The following is an 18,724-nucleotide window of genomic DNA, read 5'->3' as shown; positions in this document are numbered from 1 at the left end:
CGCCCCGCGGGTCACCGGTGTTGCGCCCTGCTCGCGTGGCCACGAGCTCTGCCGGCCGTGGCATCTCGCTCTGCGGGTGCGGTCACCGCTCCGTCCGGTCTCCGGTGTTCCGCGCCGCCCTGCTCGTGCGGCCACGCGTTCCGCTGACCGCCGGCGCCCCGCCCTGCGGGTGCGGCCTCGCCCCGCCGACCGCCCGGGCCCGCCCACCGCGTACAACCGTCCCGCCGACCACCCGCGCCCGTCACCCCACCGCCCCCGCCCACTGGTCCGTCGCCCGGTCCGCCGGGACACTGGAGCCGTGCGCACTGTCAGAGCGGCGGCCGCCGCCGCCACCGCCGTGATCGGAGCCGGCGCAGCGGCCGTGGCCGCCGGCCGGTTCGCCAGCGACGCCGCGCTCAAGGCCCCTCCCGGCAGACCGCTGCCCACCGAACCCCGGCTCACCGTGCACGGCACCGCCGCCGGGCAGATCAGCCTCACCCGGCACCTGGCCGCCCTGAGGCCCGGCCGCTACGGCCTCTCCGGTGACGGCGTCCACGCGGTGGTCGGGCCGGTCCTGAGCGCCGCCCCGCACACCGCCGACACCGTCGTACGCCGACTGGAGAGCGTCACGCACGGCACCCTGAAGGCCGGGGACAAGGCCTGGCTCACCCCGAACGTGTACGTCGGCAACCCGAGTGACGCCCTCGGCCTGGAACACTCCGACGTCGACATCCCCGGCGAACTCGGCCTCCTGCCCGCGTGGTTCGTGCCCGGTGCCCGTGACACCTGGGTGATCGCCGTGCACGGCCTGGGCGCCACCCGGGAACTGGCCATGAACGTCATGGAGTTCCTGCACCGCAACCGCTTTCCGGTGCTCGCCCTCGCCTACCGCGGTGACCTGGGCGCACCCCGCCGCCCCGACGGACTGAACCACCTCGGCGAGACCGAGTGGCGCGACCTCGACGCGGCGATCCGCCACGCCGTGCGCCACGGCGCCCGGCAGGTCGTCCTGCACGGCTGGTCCACCGGCGCCACCATGGCCCTGCGCGCCGCCACGCACTCGGGACTGCGCGACCGAGTCTCGGGGCTCGTCCTGGACTCCCCGGTGCTCAGCTGGCAGACCACGCTGCGCGCCCTCGCCGCGGCCCGCCGCACCCCGGGCCCGCTGCTGCCCCTCGCGGTCCGCGCCGCCCAGGGCCGCACCGGCCTGTACGAGGACGGCCTCGCGGGCCCGGCCCAGTTCGACGGTCTCCACATCCCTGCGCTCGTCTTCCACGGACCGGACGACACGGTGGCTCCCTGGCGGTTCTCCCGTCACCTCGCCGACACGCGCCCCGACATGGTCGCCCTGTACACCGTCGGCAACGCGCCCCATTCAGCGATGTGGAACGCGGACCCGCAGGCCTACGAGGAGGCGCTGCGACGCTTCCTGACGCCTCTCATGTGATCCCGTACCTCACCCCGCGCCCCGTCGCGTGCCTGTCCCGCCCCGCTCCCCACCGACCGGTCGCGATGATTCCGTTTAGCGTCGTACCAGTGGCTTGTTCCCGGCCTTCGACCGCTCCCGGGAACCCGTGCGTTGGCCATCCCCGTCGCCCGCCGTGACATTCCGTTTGGGTTTTCGGACCGTCAACCGGAAGACTGCACCCGTGACGTCCCGTATCCCGCGCGACTCCAGGCTTCGACTCGTCCGCCCGCGACCCCTGGCCGCCGCCCCCAGAGCGATGAACCAGCGGCGCTCGCGCCGACCCGCACCGCGCCCTCCGGAGGGCACCCCGGCACCGGCGGAGCTGGCCAGAATGGCGCGCTCAGGTCTGGCCGCCGCGGCCCGCGTCGCCCGCTGGGCCGACGCCGCGCTCGGCCCCGGCGGGGACAGCGCCACCGCCGACGGCAAGGCCACCCTCTCCGACGCGACCGCCGAACGGGCCGCCCGCGACCTGGGTCTGACCTCGGCTCAGGTCAGGGGGGACTGGGACACCGCCCGACTCGCCGGCCTCGTCGAGGTGCACGGCGACAGCGCCCGCCCCGGCTGGCGGCTGCGCGCCTGGGACCGCGACGACAGCGCCGTCCTGCGCGGCTGGGTCGCCCTCTTCGACGCCTGGTCGCTCGCTCATCCGGAGCCCGGGGACCGCGAGGCCGCCGCCGTGGCCGAGGTCGTCTCGGCCATGCCGCAGGCGCTCTCCTTCCTCCAGCTGTCCGCCGGCCCCGTCCCCGTGGAGCAGCTCCTCGACCTCCTGGAGCAGCGCGTCACCGAGCTGCGCACCGCACGCTGCGAGATCCCCTACGGCCCCCAGCCCGAGCCGGTGGCCGAGCAGGAGCCCACCGACGCCCCGCTCGCCCCCCTCCTCGACTGGGCCCTGCGCGCCCTCGCCTCCGTCGGCGCCCTCACCTACGGCGACGGCCAGGCCACGCTCACCCCGCTCGGCAGCTGGGCAGTCTGGGTCAAGCTGGAGCAGATCTGCGTCGCCGCGCAGAGCCCCGCCGGGAACATCGAGCAGGCGGCCGAGGACATGCTCCGCGGCTGCGCCCAGCTGCGCCCGAACGCGGCCCGTGCCGAGTACCGCGCCTGGCTCGCCGCCCGCCCCGTCGGCAGCGCCGTCACCGAACTCCTCGGAGCCGCCCGCGGCGAGGACGCCCTGCTGCGCGGCCTCGCCTTCGAGGCGCTGCGCGTCGTCGGCGCCCCCGCCGAGCCCGACGTCCGCGGTGTGGTCGCCGAGCCGACGCTCAGGCCGTACGCCCTGCTGTGGCTGGCCGAGCACGACGGCGCGGATCCGGAGGACGCCCACGAGGTCCTCACCCGCCAGGAGGCGACCTGGCTGTGGGTGGACACCGCGGCCGCCGTCGCCGACCACGGTGAGGCCCCGCTGCTCGTCCGCCATCTGGAGTCCGCGGTGCAGCCGACCGTCCCGATGCTCCTCGACGAGGTACGTGCCGTGGGACACCCGCGCACCGTGCAGGTCCTGGTCGCCCTCGCCGCCGCCCACCCCGACCCGGCCCTGGCCAAGGCCGTACGCCGGGCCGCGTTCCAGGTGCACACCGGCGGCGGCTAGCCAGGGGCCCGGGGGGCGCTCAGCCCGCCGTCTCGGGCGCGTACGTCCCGAAGCTCCACACATTGCCCTCGAGGTCCCGGGCCAGGTAGTCCCGCGAGCCGTAGTCCTGGTCCGTCGGGGGCATCAGGATCTCCACGCCGTGGTCCACGGCGCGGCGGTGGTGCGCGTCCACGTCGTCCACCACCACGTACACCCCCGTGGTGCCCGCGCCCTTCATGGCCGCGTCGAACACGCCGCCGCGGCCCTTGGTACCGACCATCACCGCGCCGTTGCCCTGCGTCAGCTCGGCGTGCACCACCGAGCCGTCCTCGCCCTCGTACACCGAGAGCTCCGTGAAGCCGAAGGCCTCGGTGAGCTGCCGGATCGCGGCCTTCGCGTCCACGTAGAGCAGCGTCGGGTAGATGCTCGGACGTCCGCCGGACGAGCCTGCCATGGCGATCACTTCCTCGTTGTCCCGCTGCCTGACTCAGTCAAAAGGTGGTTGCACGTCCCCGTTAGACTGTCCCCTATGGCCATTCTCCTCGCGCATTAGACGGCGGGAACGTCCTCAGCCGCCCATCCCGCCCCCGTATCCGCCCTGGAGTCTGTCCGTGATCTCCGCCTCCGGTATCGAGCTGCGCGCCGGTGCCCGCGTCCTCATCGAAAACGCCACCTTCCGTGTCGCCAAGGGCGACCGCATCGGCCTGGTCGGCCGCAACGGCGCAGGGAAGACCACTCTCACCAAGTGCCTCGCCGGCGACGGCATCCCGGCCGGCGGCACCATCACCCGCTCCGGCGAGGTCGGCTACCTCCCGCAGGACCCCCGCACCGGCGACCTCGACGTCCTCGCCCGCGACCGCGTCCTCTCCGCGCGCGGCCTGGACGTACTGATCCGCAAGATGCGCGAGAACGAGCAGCGCATCGCCAACGGCAAGGGCGGCACTCGCGACAAGGCGCTCAAGCAGTACGAGCGCCAGGAGACGGAGTTCCTCACCAAGGGCGGGTACGCCGCCGAGGCCGAGGCCGCCACCATCGCCGCCGCGCTCAATCTGCCCGACCGCGTGCTCGGCCAGCCCCTGCACACGCTCTCCGGCGGTCAGCGCCGCCGTATCGAGCTGGCCCGCATCCTGTTCTCCGACGCGGACACGCTGCTGCTCGACGAGCCGACCAACCACCTCGACGCCGACTCGATCATCTGGCTGCGGGACTACCTGAAGACCTACCGCGGCGGCTTCATCGTGATCTCGCACGACGTCGAGCTGGTCGAGACGGTCGTGAACAAGGTGTTCTACCTGGACGCGAACCGCTCCCAGATCGACGTCTACAACATGGGCTGGAAGCTCTACCAGCAGCAGCGCGAGGCCGACGAGAAGCGCCGCAAGCGGGAGCGGCAGAACGCCGAGAAGAAGGCCTCCGCGCTGCATTCGCAGGCCGACAAGATGCGGGCCAAGGCCACCAAGACCGTCGCCGCCCAGAACATGGCCCGCCGGGCGGACAAGCTGCTGGCCGGCCTGGAGGCCGAGCGGAAGTCCGACAAGGTCGCCAAGCTGCGCTTCCCCGAGCCCTCCCCGTGCGGCAAGACCCCGCTCATGGCCGAGGGCCTGTCGAAGTCCTACGGATCGCTGGAGATCTTCACCGACGTCGACCTCGCCATCGACAAGGGCTCGCGCGTCGTCATCCTCGGCCTCAACGGCGCGGGCAAGACGACCCTGCTCCGGCTGCTCGGCGGGGCCGAGAAGCCCGACACCGGCGAGGTCATCGAGGGCCACGGCCTCAAGCTCGGCTACTACGCGCAGGAGCACGAGACCCTCGACCCGGAGCGGACGGTCCTGGAGAACATGCGCTCGGCCGCCCCCGACCTGGATTTGGTGGAGGTCCGCAAGACGCTCGGCTCGTTCCTGTTCTCCGGCGACGACGTCGACAAGCCGGCCGGGGTCCTCTCCGGCGGCGAGAAGACCCGTCTGGCGCTCGCCACCCTGGTCGTGTCCTCGGCGAACGTGCTGCTCCTCGACGAGCCGACCAACAACCTCGACCCGGCCAGCCGCGAGGAGATCCTCGGCGCGCTGCGCACGTACAAGGGCGCTGTCGTCCTCGTCACACACGACGAGGGCGCGGTCGAGGCGCTCCAGCCGGAGCGGATCATCCTGCTGCCCGACGGTGTCGAGGACCTGTGGGGCGCCGACTACGCGGACCTCGTCGCCCTGGCCTGATGGTCAGTGCCGCTTGATCGAATACGTGATCAACGGCGTATGGATCATTCGGCCTAGCGGTGATCCATCATCTGTGTGAGATCTCCTCGTACCGAGGTGTGTCCTACATCGATTTCGCGGCCGAGCCCCCGATTCTTCCGGGCTCGGCCGCGACGCCTTTCTGACCTGGCATTTTCCGGAACATTCCGTTCGGGTGTACGGGTGTCGATCTTCGGAATTATGTATTCCGGATGTGGGGATGTGCTCCCGTCGTCACAACCTTGTCTCACGGACCTTGCCGAATGGGTGGCCATGAAGGCCCGGAGGGGTGATCATGAGGAGACCAGAGCGCACTTCCCATGAGGAGGCACGGGTGGCCGAGACTCTGAAGAAGGGCAGCCGGGTGACCGGCGCCGCGCGCGACAAGCTCGCGGCAGACCTGAAGAAGAAGTACGACGCCGGTGCGAGCATCCGGGCGTTGGCCGAGGAGACCGGCCGCTCGTATGGCTTTGTGCACCGCATGCTCAGTGAGTCGGGCGTCACGCTGCGAGGGCGTGGCGGGGCGACCCGGGGCAAAAAGGCTACGGCCTGACCCCGGGTGGCCCCTCGGCTTCGATGGTGGCCACCCGGTCGGTCGGCTGATCGACCGGGTGGTTACTGTGCAGTCACTTAGCTGACCGCACACATCGGAGGCGTCCATGGCTTCGCCCGACAAGGACCTCGTTCCCGTACTCGACAAGGACGGCGTACGGCTCACCGTCGACGACGCGGTCGCCACGGTGACGCTGACCAATCCGGACAAGCGCAACGCGCAGAGCCCCGCTCTGTGGCGGGCGCTGACCGAGGCCGGTCGGCAGCTGCCGGGCTCCGTCCGTGTCGTGGTGCTGCGGGCCGAGGGCAAGTCCTTCTCGGCCGGTCTCGACCGGCAGGCGTTCACGCCCGAGGGCTTCGACGGGGAACCGTCGTTCATCGACCTCGCGCGTGGTGACGACGCCGAGCTGGACGCGACCATCGCCGAGTACCAGGAGGCGTTCACCTGGTGGCGGCGCAGCGACCTCGTCTCCGTCGCCGCCGTCCAGGGGCATGCCATCGGGGCGGGCTTTCAGCTCGCCCTCGCCTGCGATCTGCGCGTCGTTGCCGACGACGTGCAGTTCGCCATGCGCGAGACCAGCCTCGGACTCGTGCCCGATCTGACGGGCACGCATCCGCTGGTGGGACTCGTGGGATACGCCCGCGCGCTGGAGATCTGCGTGACCGGGCGCTTCGTCACGGCCGAGGAGGCCGTGAACACCGGTCTTGCCAATGTGTCCGTGCCCGCCGGCCAGCTCGACGACACGGTCCGCGACCTCGCCTCGGCCGTCCTCGCCGCGCCCCGCGACGCCGTCGTCGAGACCAAGGCACTGCTGCGCGGTGCCCAGGACCGCACGTACGAGGCCCAGCGCGGCGCGGAACGCCAGGCCCAGGCCCGCCGGCTGCGGGACCTCGCGGGCATCGGGGACTGAGGCAGACCCTCCCGGCGTAGCGGACCCTCCCGGCGTAGCAAACCCTCCCGCCGTACCGGAACGCCCTGGCGTATCAGGGATCCCTCAGCCGATCCTGCTCACCAGGACCGCCACCGTCGGGTGGTCCGGCAGTGTCCTGCGCACCGCCGTGCGGACCGCGCGGGCCACCTCACGGGCCTGGTGGTCCGCTCCCACCGACAGTTCCAGCCGGACATGACGGTGCGGCAGCGCCGCCTCGCCCGGGAGTTCCTCGATGTGTACGGGGTGGCCCAGCGCTGCGGTGAGGTGGAGCACACCCGGGACTTCGAGGGCGGCGGTCGCGACGCGGCCCTCGTCGCCCGCCTCGGGCCGCGTGGCCCGAGGCGGTTCGGGGAGCCGTACGGCGGGCCCGGGTTCCGGCTCCTCGTCCAGCAGCCCCGTCACACGCAGGTCCACATCCGACACCGCCAGACCAAGCCCCTGCGTCGCGGCGGTCGCCAGCGTCGACCGCAGCAGGGACGCCGTCGCCGGCAGCGGCCGCGAGGCCGTGGTCGCGAACTCCGCCGTCACCCGCAGCGGTCCGGGCGGCTGCGCACTCGGCGGGGCCGGTACGGCCGGTTCCCGGGTGTCCGCCGGGTCGGCGAGCGCGACATGGAGCGCGTCGAGGCGTACGCCCGGAGCGTCCTGAGCCGCGCGCCGCAGCACCGCCTCGGCCGCCTGCCCGGCGATCCACGCGCCGTCGCGCACGTCACCCAGCGGCAGGAGCCTGCCGAGGCCCAGCTGATGTCTCACTGCCTGCGTCCACCGGTCGGCCGTCATTCCTCCAGCCTGCCGCATCAAAGGCGCGCAACCACGTAACCGTGCTTACGGTGGTCGAAGACGACAACCGAAAAGGACGTACGCCGATGACTGACATGACCGAGAACCGGGGCGGGGAGAGCGAGACGCCGGCGGCACGCAGAAGTCCGCTGGCCAAGCGCACTGGCGGAGACCCGGGCTCGCGCGGGCGGACGACCATCGCGGACGGCGTCGTGGAGAAGATCGCCGGGCTCGCCGCACGCGACGTGGACGGCGTGCACGCCATGGGCAGCGGAGTCGCCCGCACCTTCGGAGCCGTGCGCGACCGTGTGCCCGGCGGCGCCAAGTCCGTGACACGCGGGGTGAAGGCCGAGGTCGGTGAGGTGCAGGCGGCCCTCGACCTGGAGATCGTCGTCGTGTACGGCGTGTCGATCGCGGATGTGGCCCGGGACGTACGGGAGAACGTCATCACCGCCGTCGAGCGGATGACCGGCCTCGAGGTCGTCGAGGTCAACATCGCGGTGAGCGATGTGAAGCTGCCGGACGAGGAGGAAGAGGAACCTGAGCGGCGGATCCAGTGAGACGCGGGTCACCGGACGGCACAGCGGCTGAGGAGCTGAGGAGCGCATGAGCATGGCCGTGGTCGGCATGATCGCCGGCATGGCGTTGGCATTCGCCGGATACTTCGGCGGGTTCGGCGCCTTCCTGCTGGTGGCGGCGCTGGGCGCCGTCGGCTTCGTCGTCGGCCGGTTCCTGGACGGGGACATGGACTTCGGCGACTTCTTCCGTCCACGTCACGAACGGCGGCGGTGACGCCTGTGAGCGCGGGGGCCGGTGAGCTCGACAGACCCGTGGCCGCCGTCCCGCCGGGTGAGCGCGGCGGGACCAGGATCGCCGACCGGGTGGTCGCGAAGATCGCCTCGCAGGCGGCCCGTGAGGCCGTCGGGACACTGCCGCCCGACGCCGGCCGGCCGTCCGCCGGCGTGGTCGTCCACCACGAGGTCGCCCATGTCCGGGTGCACGTCGAACTCGAGTACCCCTGCGACGTCGGCGAACGCTGCCGCCGGGTGCGTCACCAAGTCGCCGAGCGGGTGAGCACCCTGGCGGGCATGGAGGTTCCGGAGGTCGTCGTCCAGGTGGAGCGGCTGCATCCGGTCGCCGGGCACGGCGCGGCACAGGGGAGGACACGATGAGCGAGCCCCGGGGCACCGGTCCGGCCGAGCCGCCCGAGTCCGAGGGCACCACACAGCGGCTGCCGGTCGTCGACACGTCGAAGACCGGCGACGGACCCGACAGCTCCGCGCCGGCGGACGCCGGCGGACAGCCGCCCGCACTCGACGGGGAGACCGGAAGCGAGGGCCGCTTCTGGTCGGCGCGCCGCGTCCCCGCGGGCATCGTCGCGCTGCTGCTCCTGGGCCTCTTCGGACTGTTCCTCTACGACATCGTCTCGGTACGGGCCGGCCGGCCCGGCATGTACTGGCGGGGCGAACTCGCCCGGCAGCTCGCCGAACGGCCCCTGGACGACGTCTGGGTGCTCGTCGGGGCCGGGGTCGCCGCCGCTCTCGGGCTCTGGCTGCTCGTCCTGGCCGCCACGCCCGGTCTGCGGGCCGTGCTCCCGATGCGGCGCGCGCACGCCGACGTACACGCCGGACTGCACCGCGACGCCGCCGCGTCCGCGTTGCGGGACCGGGCCATGGAGGTGTCCGGCGTGCAGTCCGTGGACGTCCGGGTGCGCCGGACCAAGGCCAAGGTCCGCACCGCGTCGCATTTCCGTGAACTGGACGACGTACGAACCGAACTGGACGCCGTGCTCACCGACGCGGTCCGCGGACTGGGGCTGTCCCGGCCGCCCGCGGTGTCGGTGCGCGTCCGGCGGCCCGGCCGGAAGGGGTGACCGGAGGTGCTCCGGATCGTCAACCGTGTGTTCCTGGGGCTCGTGGGCCTCGTCCTGCTGGTGCTGGGTGGCTCGGTGCTGGCCGTCGGCCTCGGCGCCCCGGTGCCCTCGTGGTGGATCCACGACAGCCGGCACGACGTCCTGCTGAGCCACGCCGAACGCACGCGCTGGCGGGAGGACGGCTGGTGGTGGCCGACCGTCATCGCCGTACTCGCCGTCGCTCTGCTGCTCGCCCTGTGGTGGCTCGTCGCGGTACTGCGCCGACGCCGCCTCGCCGAGATCCTCGTCGACACCGGCGACGGCGAGGGTGCCCTGCTGCGCGGCCGAGCCCTGGAGAGCGCCCTCGCCCAGGACGCGGAACAGGCCGACGGAGTGGACCGCGCCGACGCCCGCCTGACAGGCCGCCGTACCGCCCCCGAGGCCCGTGTACGGCTCGCGCTGGAACCGCACGTGGACCCGGGAACGGCCCTGCACGACCTGACGACCGGCGCCCTGGCCCACGCCAGAACCTCGGCAGGCCTCGCCTCACTCCCGGCGGAGGTGAGGCTGCGGGGCCTCAAACACCGTGCGGAACGGGTGAGTTGAGTACGACCGGCCTGTCAGGGAGGGGCGCGCGGAGCTGTATGAATGTGCGGCTCCGCCGCGTGGGCGCGACAAACCCCACAGACCCGCAGCCGGCCCAACCTCAGAACCCGTGGCGTGCTCCCCCGTCGACCGGCACCATGACCCCGGTCAGATACGAAGCGGCCGGCGACAACAAGAAGGCGGCCACCCGCCCGAACTCTTCGGGCGCCCCGTACCGCCGCAACGGAATACGCGATTCCGAAGCCGCCCTGGTCGCCTCGGGATCCGCCGACAAGCCGTCCAGCTGGCGCACCCGGTCCGTGTCGATACGGCCGGGCAGCACCCCGACCACCCGGATCCCCCGCGGCCCCAGCTCCTCCGACAACGACTTGGCGAACCCCGCGAGCCCGGGCCGCAGCCCGTTCGAGATCGTCAGTCCCGGAATCGGCTCGTACACCGAGCCGGACAGCACGAACCCGATGACACCCCCGGCCTCCAGCTCGGAGGCGGCGGCGCGGGCCAGCCGTACGGCACCGAGGAACACCGACTCGAACGCAGCCTGCCACTGCTCGTCCGTGTTGTCGGCGACGAACCCGGCGGGCGGGCCGCCCACGCTGATGAGGACACCGTTGAAGCGTCCGAAGTTCTCCCGCGCGGCCCCGATCAGCCGGGCCGCCGCATCCGGGTCGGCGTTGTCGACGGCCACCCCGACCGCGTTCGGGCCCAGCGCGTCCGCCGTCTCGGCGACGCTCTTCTCGTCCCTGCCCGAGACGACCACCTTCGCCCCGTCCGCGACCAGCTCGCGCGCGGAAGCGTTGCCGAGGCCTCGCGTGGCCCCGGTGACGACGTACACCCGGTCCTTCAGTCCAAGATCCATGGTCCCTATCCTGCCCCTTCCTCGCCGAACAGGGCGAGGGCGGTGTTCACGAGTCCGATGTGGCTGAACGCCTGCGGGAAGTTGCCGAGCTGCCGGCCGGTCACCGGGTCGAACTCCTCGGACAGCAGGCCGACGTCGTTGGCGAGCCCCACCAGCCGCTCGAACAGCGCGCGGGCCTCCTTCGTACGGCCCGTCATGTACAGGGCGTCCGCGAGCCAGAACGAGCACACCACGAAGGTGCCCTCGGAACCGGGCAGTCCGTCGACGTCCGCGTCGTCGGTCGTGTAGCGGAGCAGCAGCCCGCGGTGGTCCAGCTCCTCGCGGACCGCGTCGATGGTGCCGATCACCCGCGGATCGTCGGGCGGCAGGAAACCGACGCGCGGGATGAGCAGCAGCGCGGCGTCCAGTTCGCGCGAACCGTAGGACTGCGTGAAGGTGTTGCGTTCGGGGTCGTATCCCCGCTCGCACACCTCGCGGTGCACCTCGTCGCGCAGCGCGCGCCAGCCCTCCAGGTCGCCGTCCAGCTCCGGATGGCGCTCCATGGTGCGCACGGCACGGTCGGCGGCCACCCACACCATCACCTTCGAGTGCACGAACTGGCGCCGGCCGCCGCGCACCTCCCACAGTCCCTCGTCGGGCCGGCGCCAGTGGGTCCGCAGGAAGTCCATCAGGGCCGTCTGCAGCGCCCACACGTCCGGCTGGGCGGAAAGGCCCGACTCGCGGGCCAGCGACAGGGAGTCCATGACCTCGCCGTAGACGTCCAGCTGAAGTTGGTTCACGGCGTCGTTCCCGATACGGACGGGCCTGGACCCGGCGAAGCCGGACAGCCACGGCAGCTCGGACTCCGGCAGCCGCCGCTCGCCCGCCAGGCCGTACATGATCTGCAGATCGGCCGGGTCGCCCGCGACTGCGCGCAGCAGCCAGTTCCGCCAGGCCTCGGCCTCGTCCTGGTAGCCCGCCGCCAGCAGCGCGCCCAGGGTGAGGGTGGAGTCGCGCAACCAGCAGTAGCGGTAGTCCCAGTTGCGCACCCCGCCCGGCTCCTCGGGCAGTGAGGTGGTGAGGGCGGCGACGATGCCGCCGGTCGGGGCGTAGGTGAGCGCCTTGAGGGTGATCAGGGAGCGGACGACGGCGTCCCGGTACGGCCCGTCGTAGCGGCAGCGCGACACCCAGGCCCGCCAGTCCTCGACGCTGTGGCGCAGCGCGTCGAACGGGTCGACGAGCGGCGGGCGCGACTCGTGGGAGGGGTGCCAGGTCATGACGAACGCGACCTTCTCGCCCTTCTTGACGGTGAACTCCGCGTGCGTTCCGAAGTCCTCGCCCCAGCTGCGCACCTCGGGCTCGCTGCGCAGCCAGGTGGAGTCCGGGCCGGCGACGGCGACGCGGTGGCCGTCGGACCGGCGCATCCACGGAATGATCGAGCCGTAGTCGAAGCGCAGCTTGAGGACGCTGTGGAGCGTCACCTCGCCCTCCAGGCCCTCGACGATCCTTACGAGGTCGGGGGCCTGGTCGCGCTGAGGCATCAGGTCGGTGACCCGGACCGCCCCCTGCCCGGTCTCCCACTCGGTGTCCAGGACGAGCGTGTCGGGGCGGTAGGCGCGCCGGGTGCACCGGTCCGCCCCCACGGGGGCGATGCGCCAGAAGCCGTTGTCCTCGTCGCCGAGCAGCTTGGCGAAGCAGGCGGCCGAGTCGAAGCGGGGCAGGCACAGCCAGTCGACGGAGCCGTCCGTGCCCACCAGGGCGGCGGTCTGTTCGTCACCGATGAGCGCGTAGTCCTCGATACCGGTATGCACGGAGTGCGGGTTCCCGGCAAGTCGGGCCTGCAATCAGGGGTGGAGCCGGGGGAGTGACGGGCCCTCGGCGGCGGAGGTGCCGGAGAAGATGACACCGGGATCCGATGGCGCCTGGTTGAGCACCCACAGGCCGATCACCACGGCCAGGGCGAAGACGACCGCGATCAGCACGGCGAGCACGAGCCGCCGCCGGCGTTCGCGCCGCAGCCACTCGCCGCGTGCCGTGCGGTAGGCGTCGGGGTCGGGGAGTACCCCGCCGGCCAGTGCGTCGAGGGCCTCGCGCAGCTCGCGTTCGGTGCGGCCGTCGCCGTCGCCGTCGCCGTGGCCGGTCCGGTCCGGGCTGGTGCCACGCGACGGAGTCGCATCTCGATTCGTCATCGCCGGGCCTCCATCGCCTGGGTCAGGGCGGCGATGCCGCGCGCCGTGTGTGTCTTGACCGAACCGCCGGAGATGCCCATCGCGGCGGCTATCTCACTCTCCTTCAGACCGAGCCAGTGCCGCAGCACCAGTGCCTCGCGCTGTCTGGGCGGCAACCGCTGGAGCGCGTCGATGAGCACGCGCTGGTCGTCGCGCAGCAGCGCGGCGTGCTCGGCGGAGGCGGCCATCTCGTCCGGCGGGCTCGGCGGGTTCTCCTCGTGCCGGCGGGCGACCTGGAGGTGGCGTATCCGCATCCGCGTCAGATTGCAGACGGTGGACCGCAGATACGCCTCCGCGGCGGCCGCTTCCCGCAGGCGCCGCCACTTGCGGTAGATCTGGTAGTACGCCTCGGCCACCACGTTCTCCGGGTCGTCCGCGCCCAGCAGGACGGCGAGCCGCAGCATCGAGGAGTAGTGCGCCTCGAAGAGGCGGGCCACGCCGGCCTCCCGCTCCAGGTCGGCCGGATCGGCGGCCGCCGGGGGCAGGGGCACGGCGGCGGGCGCCGGCACGGCCGGCGCCGCGGTGGGGGAGTTCTCTCTGCGTCTCACGAGTTGTTCGCTCCGGTCTCCGGGCGTCGCCGGACGGTCAGGCGGGACGGCAGGTCGGTCGAGTCGGCGCCGCGCGGGACGCCCAGGCGGTCCAGCACCGGAGTGCCGGCCACCGCGACGGCCAGATTGAGCAGCAGGGCCGCGAGCCCGGCGTAGACCTCCAGGGGCCCGGCGCCGGTGCCGAGCGGCACGATCGAGGAGAACCCCTCGCGCACCACCAGGTACGTCCCCGAGGCCATTCCCACGGCCCACCCGGCGAGCAGCGCCCGCGGATGCAGCCGCCCGGTGAACAGTCCGACGGCGACGGCCGGGAAGATCTGCAGGATCCACACGCCGCCGAGCAGCTGGAGGTTGATGGCGTCCTGGTCGCGCAGCCCGAACACGAACGCCACGGCTCCCGCCTTCGCGGTGATCGACACCGCCTTGGCGATGCGCACCTGGCGCTTGGGCGTGGCCGTCGGCTGGACGTACTCCACGTACACGTTGCGGACGAAGCTCGTCGCCGCGGCGATCGACATCACCGCCGCCGGGACGAGCGCCCCCACGGCGATCGCGGCGAACACCAGCCCGGCCAGCGGCGCCGGCATCAGCCGGTCGACCAGCATCGGCACGGCCGCCTCGGCAGCACCGCGCGGCGCCCGCACCCCCGCCGCGAGGGCGGCGAAGCCGAGGAACCCGAACAGCGCGAGCAGCCCGGTCCAGGCCGGCAGCGCCACCGAGACCTTGCGCAGGGTGCGCGGCCCGTCGGCGGCGAACCCGGCGGTGAGCACATGCGGGTACATCAGCAGGGCGAGGGCGGAGCCCAGGGCGAGGGTGGCGTAGGCGGGCTGCTGGGCGGGGGACAGGAGCAGCGCCGGGTCGCCCAGCCGCGCCGCGGCGCCGTCGAAGACCGGCCCGGGGCCGCCGAACCGTTCGAGGACCAGCCAGGTCACGGCGGTCAGCGAGACGAACACGGCCACCGCCTTCAACGCCGAGATGACCGTGGGCGCGCGCAGCCCGTGCCGGTACGTGGCCACCGCGAGCCCCGCGAACAGCGCCACCAGCACCAGATCGCCGACCACGCCCCGCGGCTGGACGCCCCCGGCCGTCAGCACCGCACGGATGCCGATCAGCTGCAGCGCCAGGTACGGCATCGTCGCGAGGATCCCGGTCAGCGCGACCACCAGGGCCAGCGGCGGCGACCCGTACCGGCCCCGTACGAAATCGGCGGCGGTGACATAGCCGTGCCGGCGGGCCACGCTCCACAGCCGGCTCAGCAGCACGAAGGCGAGCGGGCAGACGATCACTGTGTACGGCACCGCGAAGAAGGCGGGCGCGCCGTTGCCGTACGCGAGACCGGGCACGGCGGTGAAGGTGTACGCGGTGAAGATCGTGCCGCCGAGCAGCAGCCAGGTCCAGCCGGGGCCGAGGGAGCGGTCGGCCAGCGCCCAGCCCTCCAGGGAGGGCAGCCGGTCCACCGGACGCAGCCGCCGCGCGGTGACCGCGAGCAGCGACGCCCCGCCGATCACGGCGAGAAACGTCGCGGTCATGGCGCCGTCAGCCATGGGTCACCGTCCTTGGTGTGCCTGTGCCCTTGCGCGAGAGTTGCGCGGACGGCCCGTCCGGAGGACAGGAAACCGGCGGGAAATCTTTCGCGAACGCCGTGTCATCCACCTCCGGCGGGAGCGCAACTCTTGCACAGACCGACAGCGAGCGGGAGAGCCGCGAGCGCCCCCGCACCGGCACCCGCGCAGGTCCTGTCGCACACCACCGCCACGGTGAGGAGCCGCCATGCCCGTATCAGTCCTGCCCGAATCCGGCCGGTCAGCGCCCGAAAAGCAGCGAATGTCGCCTCGGTCCCTCCTGCTCTGGACCGCCGTCTCCCTGCTCGGCGCGATCGCCTGGGGCGTCCTCGCCCTCGCCCGGGGCGAGGACATCTCGGCGGTCTGGCTGGTCGTCGCGGCGCTCGGCTCGTACGCCATCGCCTACCGCTTCTACTCCCGCTTCGTCGCCCGGCGGGTGCTGCGGCCCGATGACCGCCGGGCCACCCCCGCCGAGCGTCTCGAGGACGGCGTCGACTTCCACCCCACCGACCGCCGCGTGCTGCTCGGTCACCACTTCGCCGCGATCGCCGGTGCCGGACCGCTGGTGGGGCCGGTCCTCGCGGCGCAGATGGGCTATCTGCCCGGGACCCTGTGGATCGTCGCCGGCGTGATCTTCGCGGGCGCGGTGCAGGACATGGTCGTGCTGTTCCTGTCCATGCGACGGGACGGCAAGTCGCTCGGGCAGATGGCCCGGGACGAGATCGGACGGTGGGGCGGGGCCGCCGCCCTGGTCGCCGTGTTCGCCATCATGATCATCCTGCTGGGCGTGCTGGCCCTGGTCGTCGTCAACGCCCTCGCCCACTCCCCGTGGGGCACCTTCTCCGTCGCGATGACCATCCCCATCGCCCTGTTCATGGGCTTCTGGCTGCACGTCCTCCGCCCGGGCCGGGTCGTCGAGACCAGCCTGATCGGCGTCGCGCTGCTGCTGCTCGCCATCGTCGGGGGCGGCTGGATCCAGAATTCCTCCCTGGCCTCCGCCTTCACCCTCAGCCCCACGACTCTCGTCTTCTGCCTGGTCGGCTACGGCTTCGTCGCCTCCGTCCTGCCGGTGTGGATGCTGCTCGCGCCGCGCGACTACCTCTCCACCTTCATGAAGATCGGCACGATCGCGCTGCTCGCGGTGGGCGTGGTGGTCGCCGCCCCGGTCCTGCGCGCGGACGCGGTGACCGACTTCGCCTCGTCGGGCGCGGGGCCCGTCTTCGCGGGCGCGCTCTTCCCCTTCCTCTTCATCACCATCGCCTGCGGCGCGCTGTCCGGCTTCCACGCCCTGGTCGCCTCCGGCACCACACCGAAGCTGATCCAGAAGGAGTCCCAGGTCCGGATGATCGGCTACGGCGCCATGCTGATGGAGTCGTTCGTCGCGATCATGGCGCTGATCGCGGCGGCGACCCTGGAGCCGGGCCTGTACTACGCCATGAACGCCCCGGCCGCCCTTCTCGGCACCACGGCGGAGTCGGCGTCCCACGCGGTCGCCGGTCTCGGCTTCACCATCACCCCCGACCAGCTCACTCAGGCCGCCAAGGCCGTGGAGGAGCAGACACTGATCGCCCGCTCCGGCGGCGCCCCGACCCTCGCGGTCGGCATGTCGGAGATCTTCTCCGGGGTCATCGGCGGCACCGCGATGAAGGCCTTCTGGTACCACTTCGCGATCATGTTCGAGGCGCTGTTCATCCTGACGACCGTGGACGCGGGCACCCGGGTCGGCCGCTTCATGCTCCAGGACATGCTCGGCAATGTGTGGAAGCCGGCCGGCCGGGTCAACTGGAAGCCGGGCATCTGGCTGTGCAGCGCCCTGGTCGTCGCCGCCTGGGGCTACTTCCTCTACACCGGCGCCACCGACCCGCTCGGCGGGATCAACCAGCTCTTCCCGCTCTTCGGCATCGCGAACCAGCTCCTCGCCGCGATCGCCCTGGCCGTCTGCACCACGGTCCTGATCAAGTCCGGGAAGCTGCGCTGGGCCTGGGTCACCGGCGTCCCGCTCGCCTGGGTCGTCGCCATCACCTTCACCGCCGGCTGGCAGAAGATCTTCTCGGACGACCCGAAGGTGGGCTTCTTCGCCCAGCGCGCCCGCTACGCCGACGCCCTCGACGCCGGTCAGGTCCTGCCGCCCGCCAAGAGCCCGGCCGACATGGCGACCGTCGTCACCAACTCCACGGTCGACGGCGTACTGATCGCCCTGTTCCTGCTGCTCGTCGCCGTGGTGCTCGTGAACGCGGCGGTGGTGTGCGTACGGGCGATCCGGGCCCCGGCTCCGCTGCCGACCACCGAGGCGCCGTACGTCGAGTCCCGCATCGAGGCGCCGGGGGAGCAGCCGGCCGAGCCCCTGGCGGGGTCCCGCTCATGAGGGCCGTGCGCTGTGCGCGGGCCGTGGCCTGGTACGTCCGCGAGCTGCTGCGCACGCTGGACCGGGGGTCGGGGCCGCGGGGGCGCTGCTGCTGACCGGGCCGGTGAGCAGCCGGCGGTCACACGGCCGCCGGCTCCGTCTCCGTCGAGTCGGTGTTCTCGGCCGCCGCCTGGGCCCGGTCGCGGGCCTCGCGGCGGGCCAGGACCACCCAGCCGACCGGGACGGCCGCGGCGAACAGCCACCACTGGATGGCGTACGCGTAGTTCAGCGCGGCGTCCTCCTTGCCCGGGTTGCCGAGGAGCTCGGGGGTGTCGCCCTTGGGCTCGGGTGCCGTCTGGACGATGTAGCCGCCGAGTGCCTGGACGTCCAGGCGCCGTGCCTCCTGCTCGCTGCTGATCAGCATGATCTGCCGGTCCGGCAGCCCTTCGAGGTTCTTGATGCCGCTCGCCTCGGTCGTCTCGTCGGGCATCAGCCGCCCCTTGACGGTGACCTCGCCGCCCGGCGGTGCGGGAACCTTCGGGAATGTGGTCTGGCTCGGGCCGTCGGAGGGGATCCAGCCCCGGTTGACCAGCAGGACCTTGCCGTCGTCGAGGACGAACGGGGTGAGGACGTGGTACCCGACCTCGTCGTCGGAGTTGGTGCGGCGGCGGACGACGACCTCGTCCTCCGTGTCGAAGCGACCCTTCGCGGTCACGGTGCGGTACCGCTCGGCGCTGGTGACGGTGTGCCCGGGCCCGGTCAGCTTCTCCACGGGCACCGGGTCGGCCGCCAGCGCGTTCGAGACCAGCTGGTTCCGGGCGGTGCGCTCCTCGTAGCGATGCATCTGCCAGATGCCCAGCCTGATCATCGTGGGGATGAGAAGCAGAGCGATCAGAGTGAGGATCACCCACTGCCGGGACATCAGGAAGCGGTACACCCCACGACCGTACAACTCGGTCGTGGGGTGCCATCAGGCGGGTACGGTTTCATACCTTGTCGACAATTCCCGCCTTTCCCTCCGCGCGTGCGCAGTGCGCGCCGCAGTACCAGTGGCCCTCGACCTCCACGCCCTGGCCGATGATCTGCACCCGGCAGTGCTCGCAGATGGGTGCCATGCGGTGGATCGCGCAGGAGAAGCAGTCGAAGACGTGCACCGCGCCCTGCGCGTGCACCTCGAAGGTCATTCCGTACTGATTGCCACATACCTCACAGGTCGCCATGCGCCACAGGGTGAGCCGTCACCCCGGCCTGG

20 protein-coding genes are annotated in these 18,724 nt (G+C 72.3%); 11 read left to right on the top strand and 9 right to left on the bottom strand.

Annotated features, from left to right (window positions below; translation table 11 throughout):
• Positions 1-298: 298 nt before the first annotated feature.
• Both ACQEV8_RS10020 and ACQEV8_RS10015 read left to right on the top strand, forming a co-directional pair.
• A complete protein-coding gene (locus ACQEV8_RS10020; protein WP_432959125.1) occupies positions 299-1,426 on the top strand; it encodes an alpha/beta hydrolase in 1,128 nt (375 codons plus the stop codon).
• A 352-nt stretch (positions 1,427-1,778) separates the two neighbouring features.
• Positions 1,779-3,029 (top strand): hypothetical protein, encoded by a 1,251-nt coding sequence (locus ACQEV8_RS10015; RefSeq protein ID WP_432959123.1) that lies wholly within the window; start codon positions 1,779-1,781, stop codon positions 3,027-3,029.
• Positions 3,030-3,048: 19 nt separating this feature from the next.
• Here the strand turns inward: ACQEV8_RS10015 and ACQEV8_RS10010 are convergent, their stop codons facing one another.
• Positions 3,049-3,462 (bottom strand): VOC family protein, encoded by a 414-nt coding sequence (locus tag ACQEV8_RS10010; RefSeq protein WP_432959121.1) that lies wholly within the window; start codon positions 3,460-3,462, stop codon positions 3,049-3,051.
• A gap of 157 nt (positions 3,463-3,619) precedes the next feature.
• On the opposite strand from ACQEV8_RS10010, the gene abc-f reads away from it, so the two are divergent.
• The 3 genes from abc-f (at position 3,620) to ACQEV8_RS09995 (ending at position 6,699) form a co-directional block, all read left to right on the top strand.
• A complete protein-coding gene (abc-f, locus tag ACQEV8_RS10005; protein WP_432959119.1) occupies positions 3,620-5,218 on the top strand; it encodes a ribosomal protection-like ABC-F family protein in 1,599 nt (532 codons plus the stop codon).
• A gap of 352 nt (positions 5,219-5,570) precedes the next feature.
• On the top strand, positions 5,571-5,789 hold the full coding sequence (locus ACQEV8_RS10000; RefSeq protein WP_010037790.1) for a helix-turn-helix domain-containing protein: 219 nt from the start codon (positions 5,571-5,573) through the stop codon (positions 5,787-5,789).
• Between the two features lie 106 nt (positions 5,790-5,895).
• Positions 5,896-6,699 carry an enoyl-CoA hydratase/isomerase family protein gene (locus ACQEV8_RS09995; RefSeq protein ID WP_432959116.1) on the top strand — a complete coding sequence of 268 codons (804 nt, stop codon included), beginning with the start codon at positions 5,896-5,898 and terminating at the stop codon, positions 6,697-6,699.
• A gap of 84 nt (positions 6,700-6,783) precedes the next feature.
• Here ACQEV8_RS09995 and ACQEV8_RS09990 read toward each other — a convergent pair whose 3' ends face one another.
• The gene (locus tag ACQEV8_RS09990; RefSeq protein ID WP_432959114.1) at positions 6,784-7,497 is read right to left on the bottom strand and encodes a nucleopolyhedrovirus P10 family protein; all 714 of its coding nucleotides are present in this window, start codon (positions 7,495-7,497) and stop codon (positions 6,784-6,786) included.
• 86 nt (positions 7,498-7,583) lie between these two features.
• On the opposite strand from ACQEV8_RS09990, the gene ACQEV8_RS09985 reads away from it, so the two are divergent.
• The 5 genes from ACQEV8_RS09985 to amaP are packed head-to-tail and all read left to right on the top strand — an operon-like array spanning position 7,584 to position 9,955.
• Positions 7,584-8,057 (top strand): Asp23/Gls24 family envelope stress response protein, encoded by a 474-nt coding sequence (locus tag ACQEV8_RS09985; protein WP_432959112.1) that lies wholly within the window; start codon positions 7,584-7,586, stop codon positions 8,055-8,057.
• 46 nt (positions 8,058-8,103) lie between these two features.
• Positions 8,104-8,289 (top strand): hypothetical protein, encoded by a 186-nt coding sequence (locus ACQEV8_RS09980; RefSeq protein WP_382499823.1) that lies wholly within the window; start codon positions 8,104-8,106, stop codon positions 8,287-8,289.
• Positions 8,286-8,669 (top strand): Asp23/Gls24 family envelope stress response protein, encoded by a 384-nt coding sequence (locus ACQEV8_RS09975; RefSeq protein WP_432959109.1) that lies wholly within the window; start codon positions 8,286-8,288, stop codon positions 8,667-8,669. Before ACQEV8_RS09980 ends, ACQEV8_RS09975 begins: the two co-directional genes overlap by 4 nt.
• Positions 8,666-9,370 carry a DUF6286 domain-containing protein gene (locus ACQEV8_RS09970; protein WP_432959107.1) on the top strand — a complete coding sequence of 235 codons (705 nt, stop codon included), beginning with the start codon at positions 8,666-8,668 and terminating at the stop codon, positions 9,368-9,370. Before ACQEV8_RS09975 ends, ACQEV8_RS09970 begins: the two co-directional genes overlap by 4 nt.
• Positions 9,371-9,376: 6 nt before the next feature.
• Positions 9,377-9,955 carry an alkaline shock response membrane anchor protein AmaP gene (amaP, locus tag ACQEV8_RS09965; RefSeq protein WP_432959105.1) on the top strand — a complete coding sequence of 193 codons (579 nt, stop codon included), beginning with the start codon at positions 9,377-9,379 and terminating at the stop codon, positions 9,953-9,955.
• A gap of 100 nt (positions 9,956-10,055) precedes the next feature.
• Here amaP and ACQEV8_RS09960 read toward each other — a convergent pair whose 3' ends face one another.
• The 5 genes from ACQEV8_RS09960 to ACQEV8_RS09940 are packed head-to-tail and all read right to left on the bottom strand — an operon-like array spanning position 10,056 to position 15,110.
• Positions 10,056-10,811 carry an SDR family oxidoreductase gene (locus ACQEV8_RS09960; RefSeq protein WP_432959104.1) on the bottom strand — a complete coding sequence of 252 codons (756 nt, stop codon included), beginning with the start codon at positions 10,809-10,811 and terminating at the stop codon, positions 10,056-10,058.
• A gap of 5 nt (positions 10,812-10,816) precedes the next feature.
• Positions 10,817-12,601 carry a glycoside hydrolase family 15 protein gene (locus tag ACQEV8_RS09955; protein WP_432959102.1) on the bottom strand — a complete coding sequence of 595 codons (1,785 nt, stop codon included), beginning with the start codon at positions 12,599-12,601 and terminating at the stop codon, positions 10,817-10,819.
• A gap of 33 nt (positions 12,602-12,634) precedes the next feature.
• Positions 12,635-12,979, bottom strand: a complete 345-nt coding sequence (locus tag ACQEV8_RS09950; protein ID WP_432959101.1) for a hypothetical protein — start codon at positions 12,977-12,979, stop codon at positions 12,635-12,637.
• Positions 12,976-13,566 carry a sigma-70 family RNA polymerase sigma factor gene (locus ACQEV8_RS09945; RefSeq protein ID WP_432959100.1) on the bottom strand — a complete coding sequence of 197 codons (591 nt, stop codon included), beginning with the start codon at positions 13,564-13,566 and terminating at the stop codon, positions 12,976-12,978. The genes ACQEV8_RS09950 and ACQEV8_RS09945 overlap by 4 nt, the downstream gene beginning before the upstream one ends.
• Positions 13,563-15,110: a sodium:solute symporter family protein gene (locus tag ACQEV8_RS09940; protein WP_432959098.1), complete on the bottom strand. Its 1,548-nt coding sequence runs from the start codon at positions 15,108-15,110 to the stop codon at positions 13,563-13,565. The genes ACQEV8_RS09945 and ACQEV8_RS09940 overlap by 4 nt, the downstream gene beginning before the upstream one ends.
• Positions 15,111-15,336: 226 nt before the next feature.
• Between ACQEV8_RS09940 and ACQEV8_RS09935 the strand changes: the two genes are divergently transcribed.
• Positions 15,337-17,493 carry a carbon starvation CstA family protein gene (locus ACQEV8_RS09935; RefSeq protein ID WP_432959096.1) on the top strand — a complete coding sequence of 719 codons (2,157 nt, stop codon included), beginning with the start codon at positions 15,337-15,339 and terminating at the stop codon, positions 17,491-17,493.
• Between the two features lie 118 nt (positions 17,494-17,611).
• Here ACQEV8_RS09935 and ACQEV8_RS09930 read toward each other — a convergent pair whose 3' ends face one another.
• Together ACQEV8_RS09930 and ACQEV8_RS09925 are read right to left on the bottom strand one after the other, a co-directional pair.
• Positions 17,612-18,409, bottom strand: coding sequence for an SURF1 family cytochrome oxidase biogenesis protein (locus ACQEV8_RS09930; protein WP_432959094.1), 798 nt, complete (start codon positions 18,407-18,409; stop codon positions 17,612-17,614).
• Between the two features lie 49 nt (positions 18,410-18,458).
• The gene (locus ACQEV8_RS09925; protein ID WP_078615365.1) at positions 18,459-18,692 is read right to left on the bottom strand and encodes a hypothetical protein; all 234 of its coding nucleotides are present in this window, start codon (positions 18,690-18,692) and stop codon (positions 18,459-18,461) included.
• Between the last annotated feature and the right edge of the window lie 32 nt (positions 18,693-18,724).

It is taken from the genome of Streptomyces sp. CA-179760, assembly GCF_050937045.1.
GTDB lineage: Bacteria > Actinomycetota > Actinomycetes > Streptomycetales > Streptomycetaceae > Streptomyces.
The sequence above is the reverse complement of the archived record's forward strand: the minus strand, read 5'-3'. Positions and strand labels throughout refer to the sequence as shown.

Coding starts and splice junctions, on each gene's coding strand:
- ACQEV8_RS10015 (WP_432959123.1), top strand. CDS start 1,779: ATGGCGCGCTCAGGTCTGGCCGCCGCGGCCCGCGTCGCCCGCTGGGCC.
- ACQEV8_RS09950 (WP_432959101.1), bottom strand. CDS start 12,979: ATGACGAATCGAGATGCGACTCCGTCGCGTGGCACCAGCCCGGACCGG.
- ACQEV8_RS09980 (WP_382499823.1), top strand. CDS start 8,104: ATGAGCATGGCCGTGGTCGGCATGATCGCCGGCATGGCGTTGGCATTC.
- ACQEV8_RS09995 (WP_432959116.1), top strand. CDS start 5,896: ATGGCTTCGCCCGACAAGGACCTCGTTCCCGTACTCGACAAGGACGGC.
- ACQEV8_RS09970 (WP_432959107.1), top strand. CDS start 8,666: ATGAGCGAGCCCCGGGGCACCGGTCCGGCCGAGCCGCCCGAGTCCGAG.
- ACQEV8_RS09990 (WP_432959114.1), bottom strand. CDS start 7,497: ATGACGGCCGACCGGTGGACGCAGGCAGTGAGACATCAGCTGGGCCTC.
- ACQEV8_RS09935 (WP_432959096.1), top strand. CDS start 15,337: ATGCCCGTATCAGTCCTGCCCGAATCCGGCCGGTCAGCGCCCGAAAAG.
- ACQEV8_RS10010 (WP_432959121.1), bottom strand. CDS start 3,462: ATGGCAGGCTCGTCCGGCGGACGTCCGAGCATCTACCCGACGCTGCTC.
- ACQEV8_RS09960 (WP_432959104.1), bottom strand. CDS start 10,811: ATGGATCTTGGACTGAAGGACCGGGTGTACGTCGTCACCGGGGCCACG.
- ACQEV8_RS09925 (WP_078615365.1), bottom strand. CDS start 18,692: ATGGCGACCTGTGAGGTATGTGGCAATCAGTACGGAATGACCTTCGAG.
- ACQEV8_RS09985 (WP_432959112.1), top strand. CDS start 7,584: ATGACTGACATGACCGAGAACCGGGGCGGGGAGAGCGAGACGCCGGCG.
- ACQEV8_RS09940 (WP_432959098.1), bottom strand. CDS start 15,110: ATGGCTGACGGCGCCATGACCGCGACGTTTCTCGCCGTGATCGGCGGG.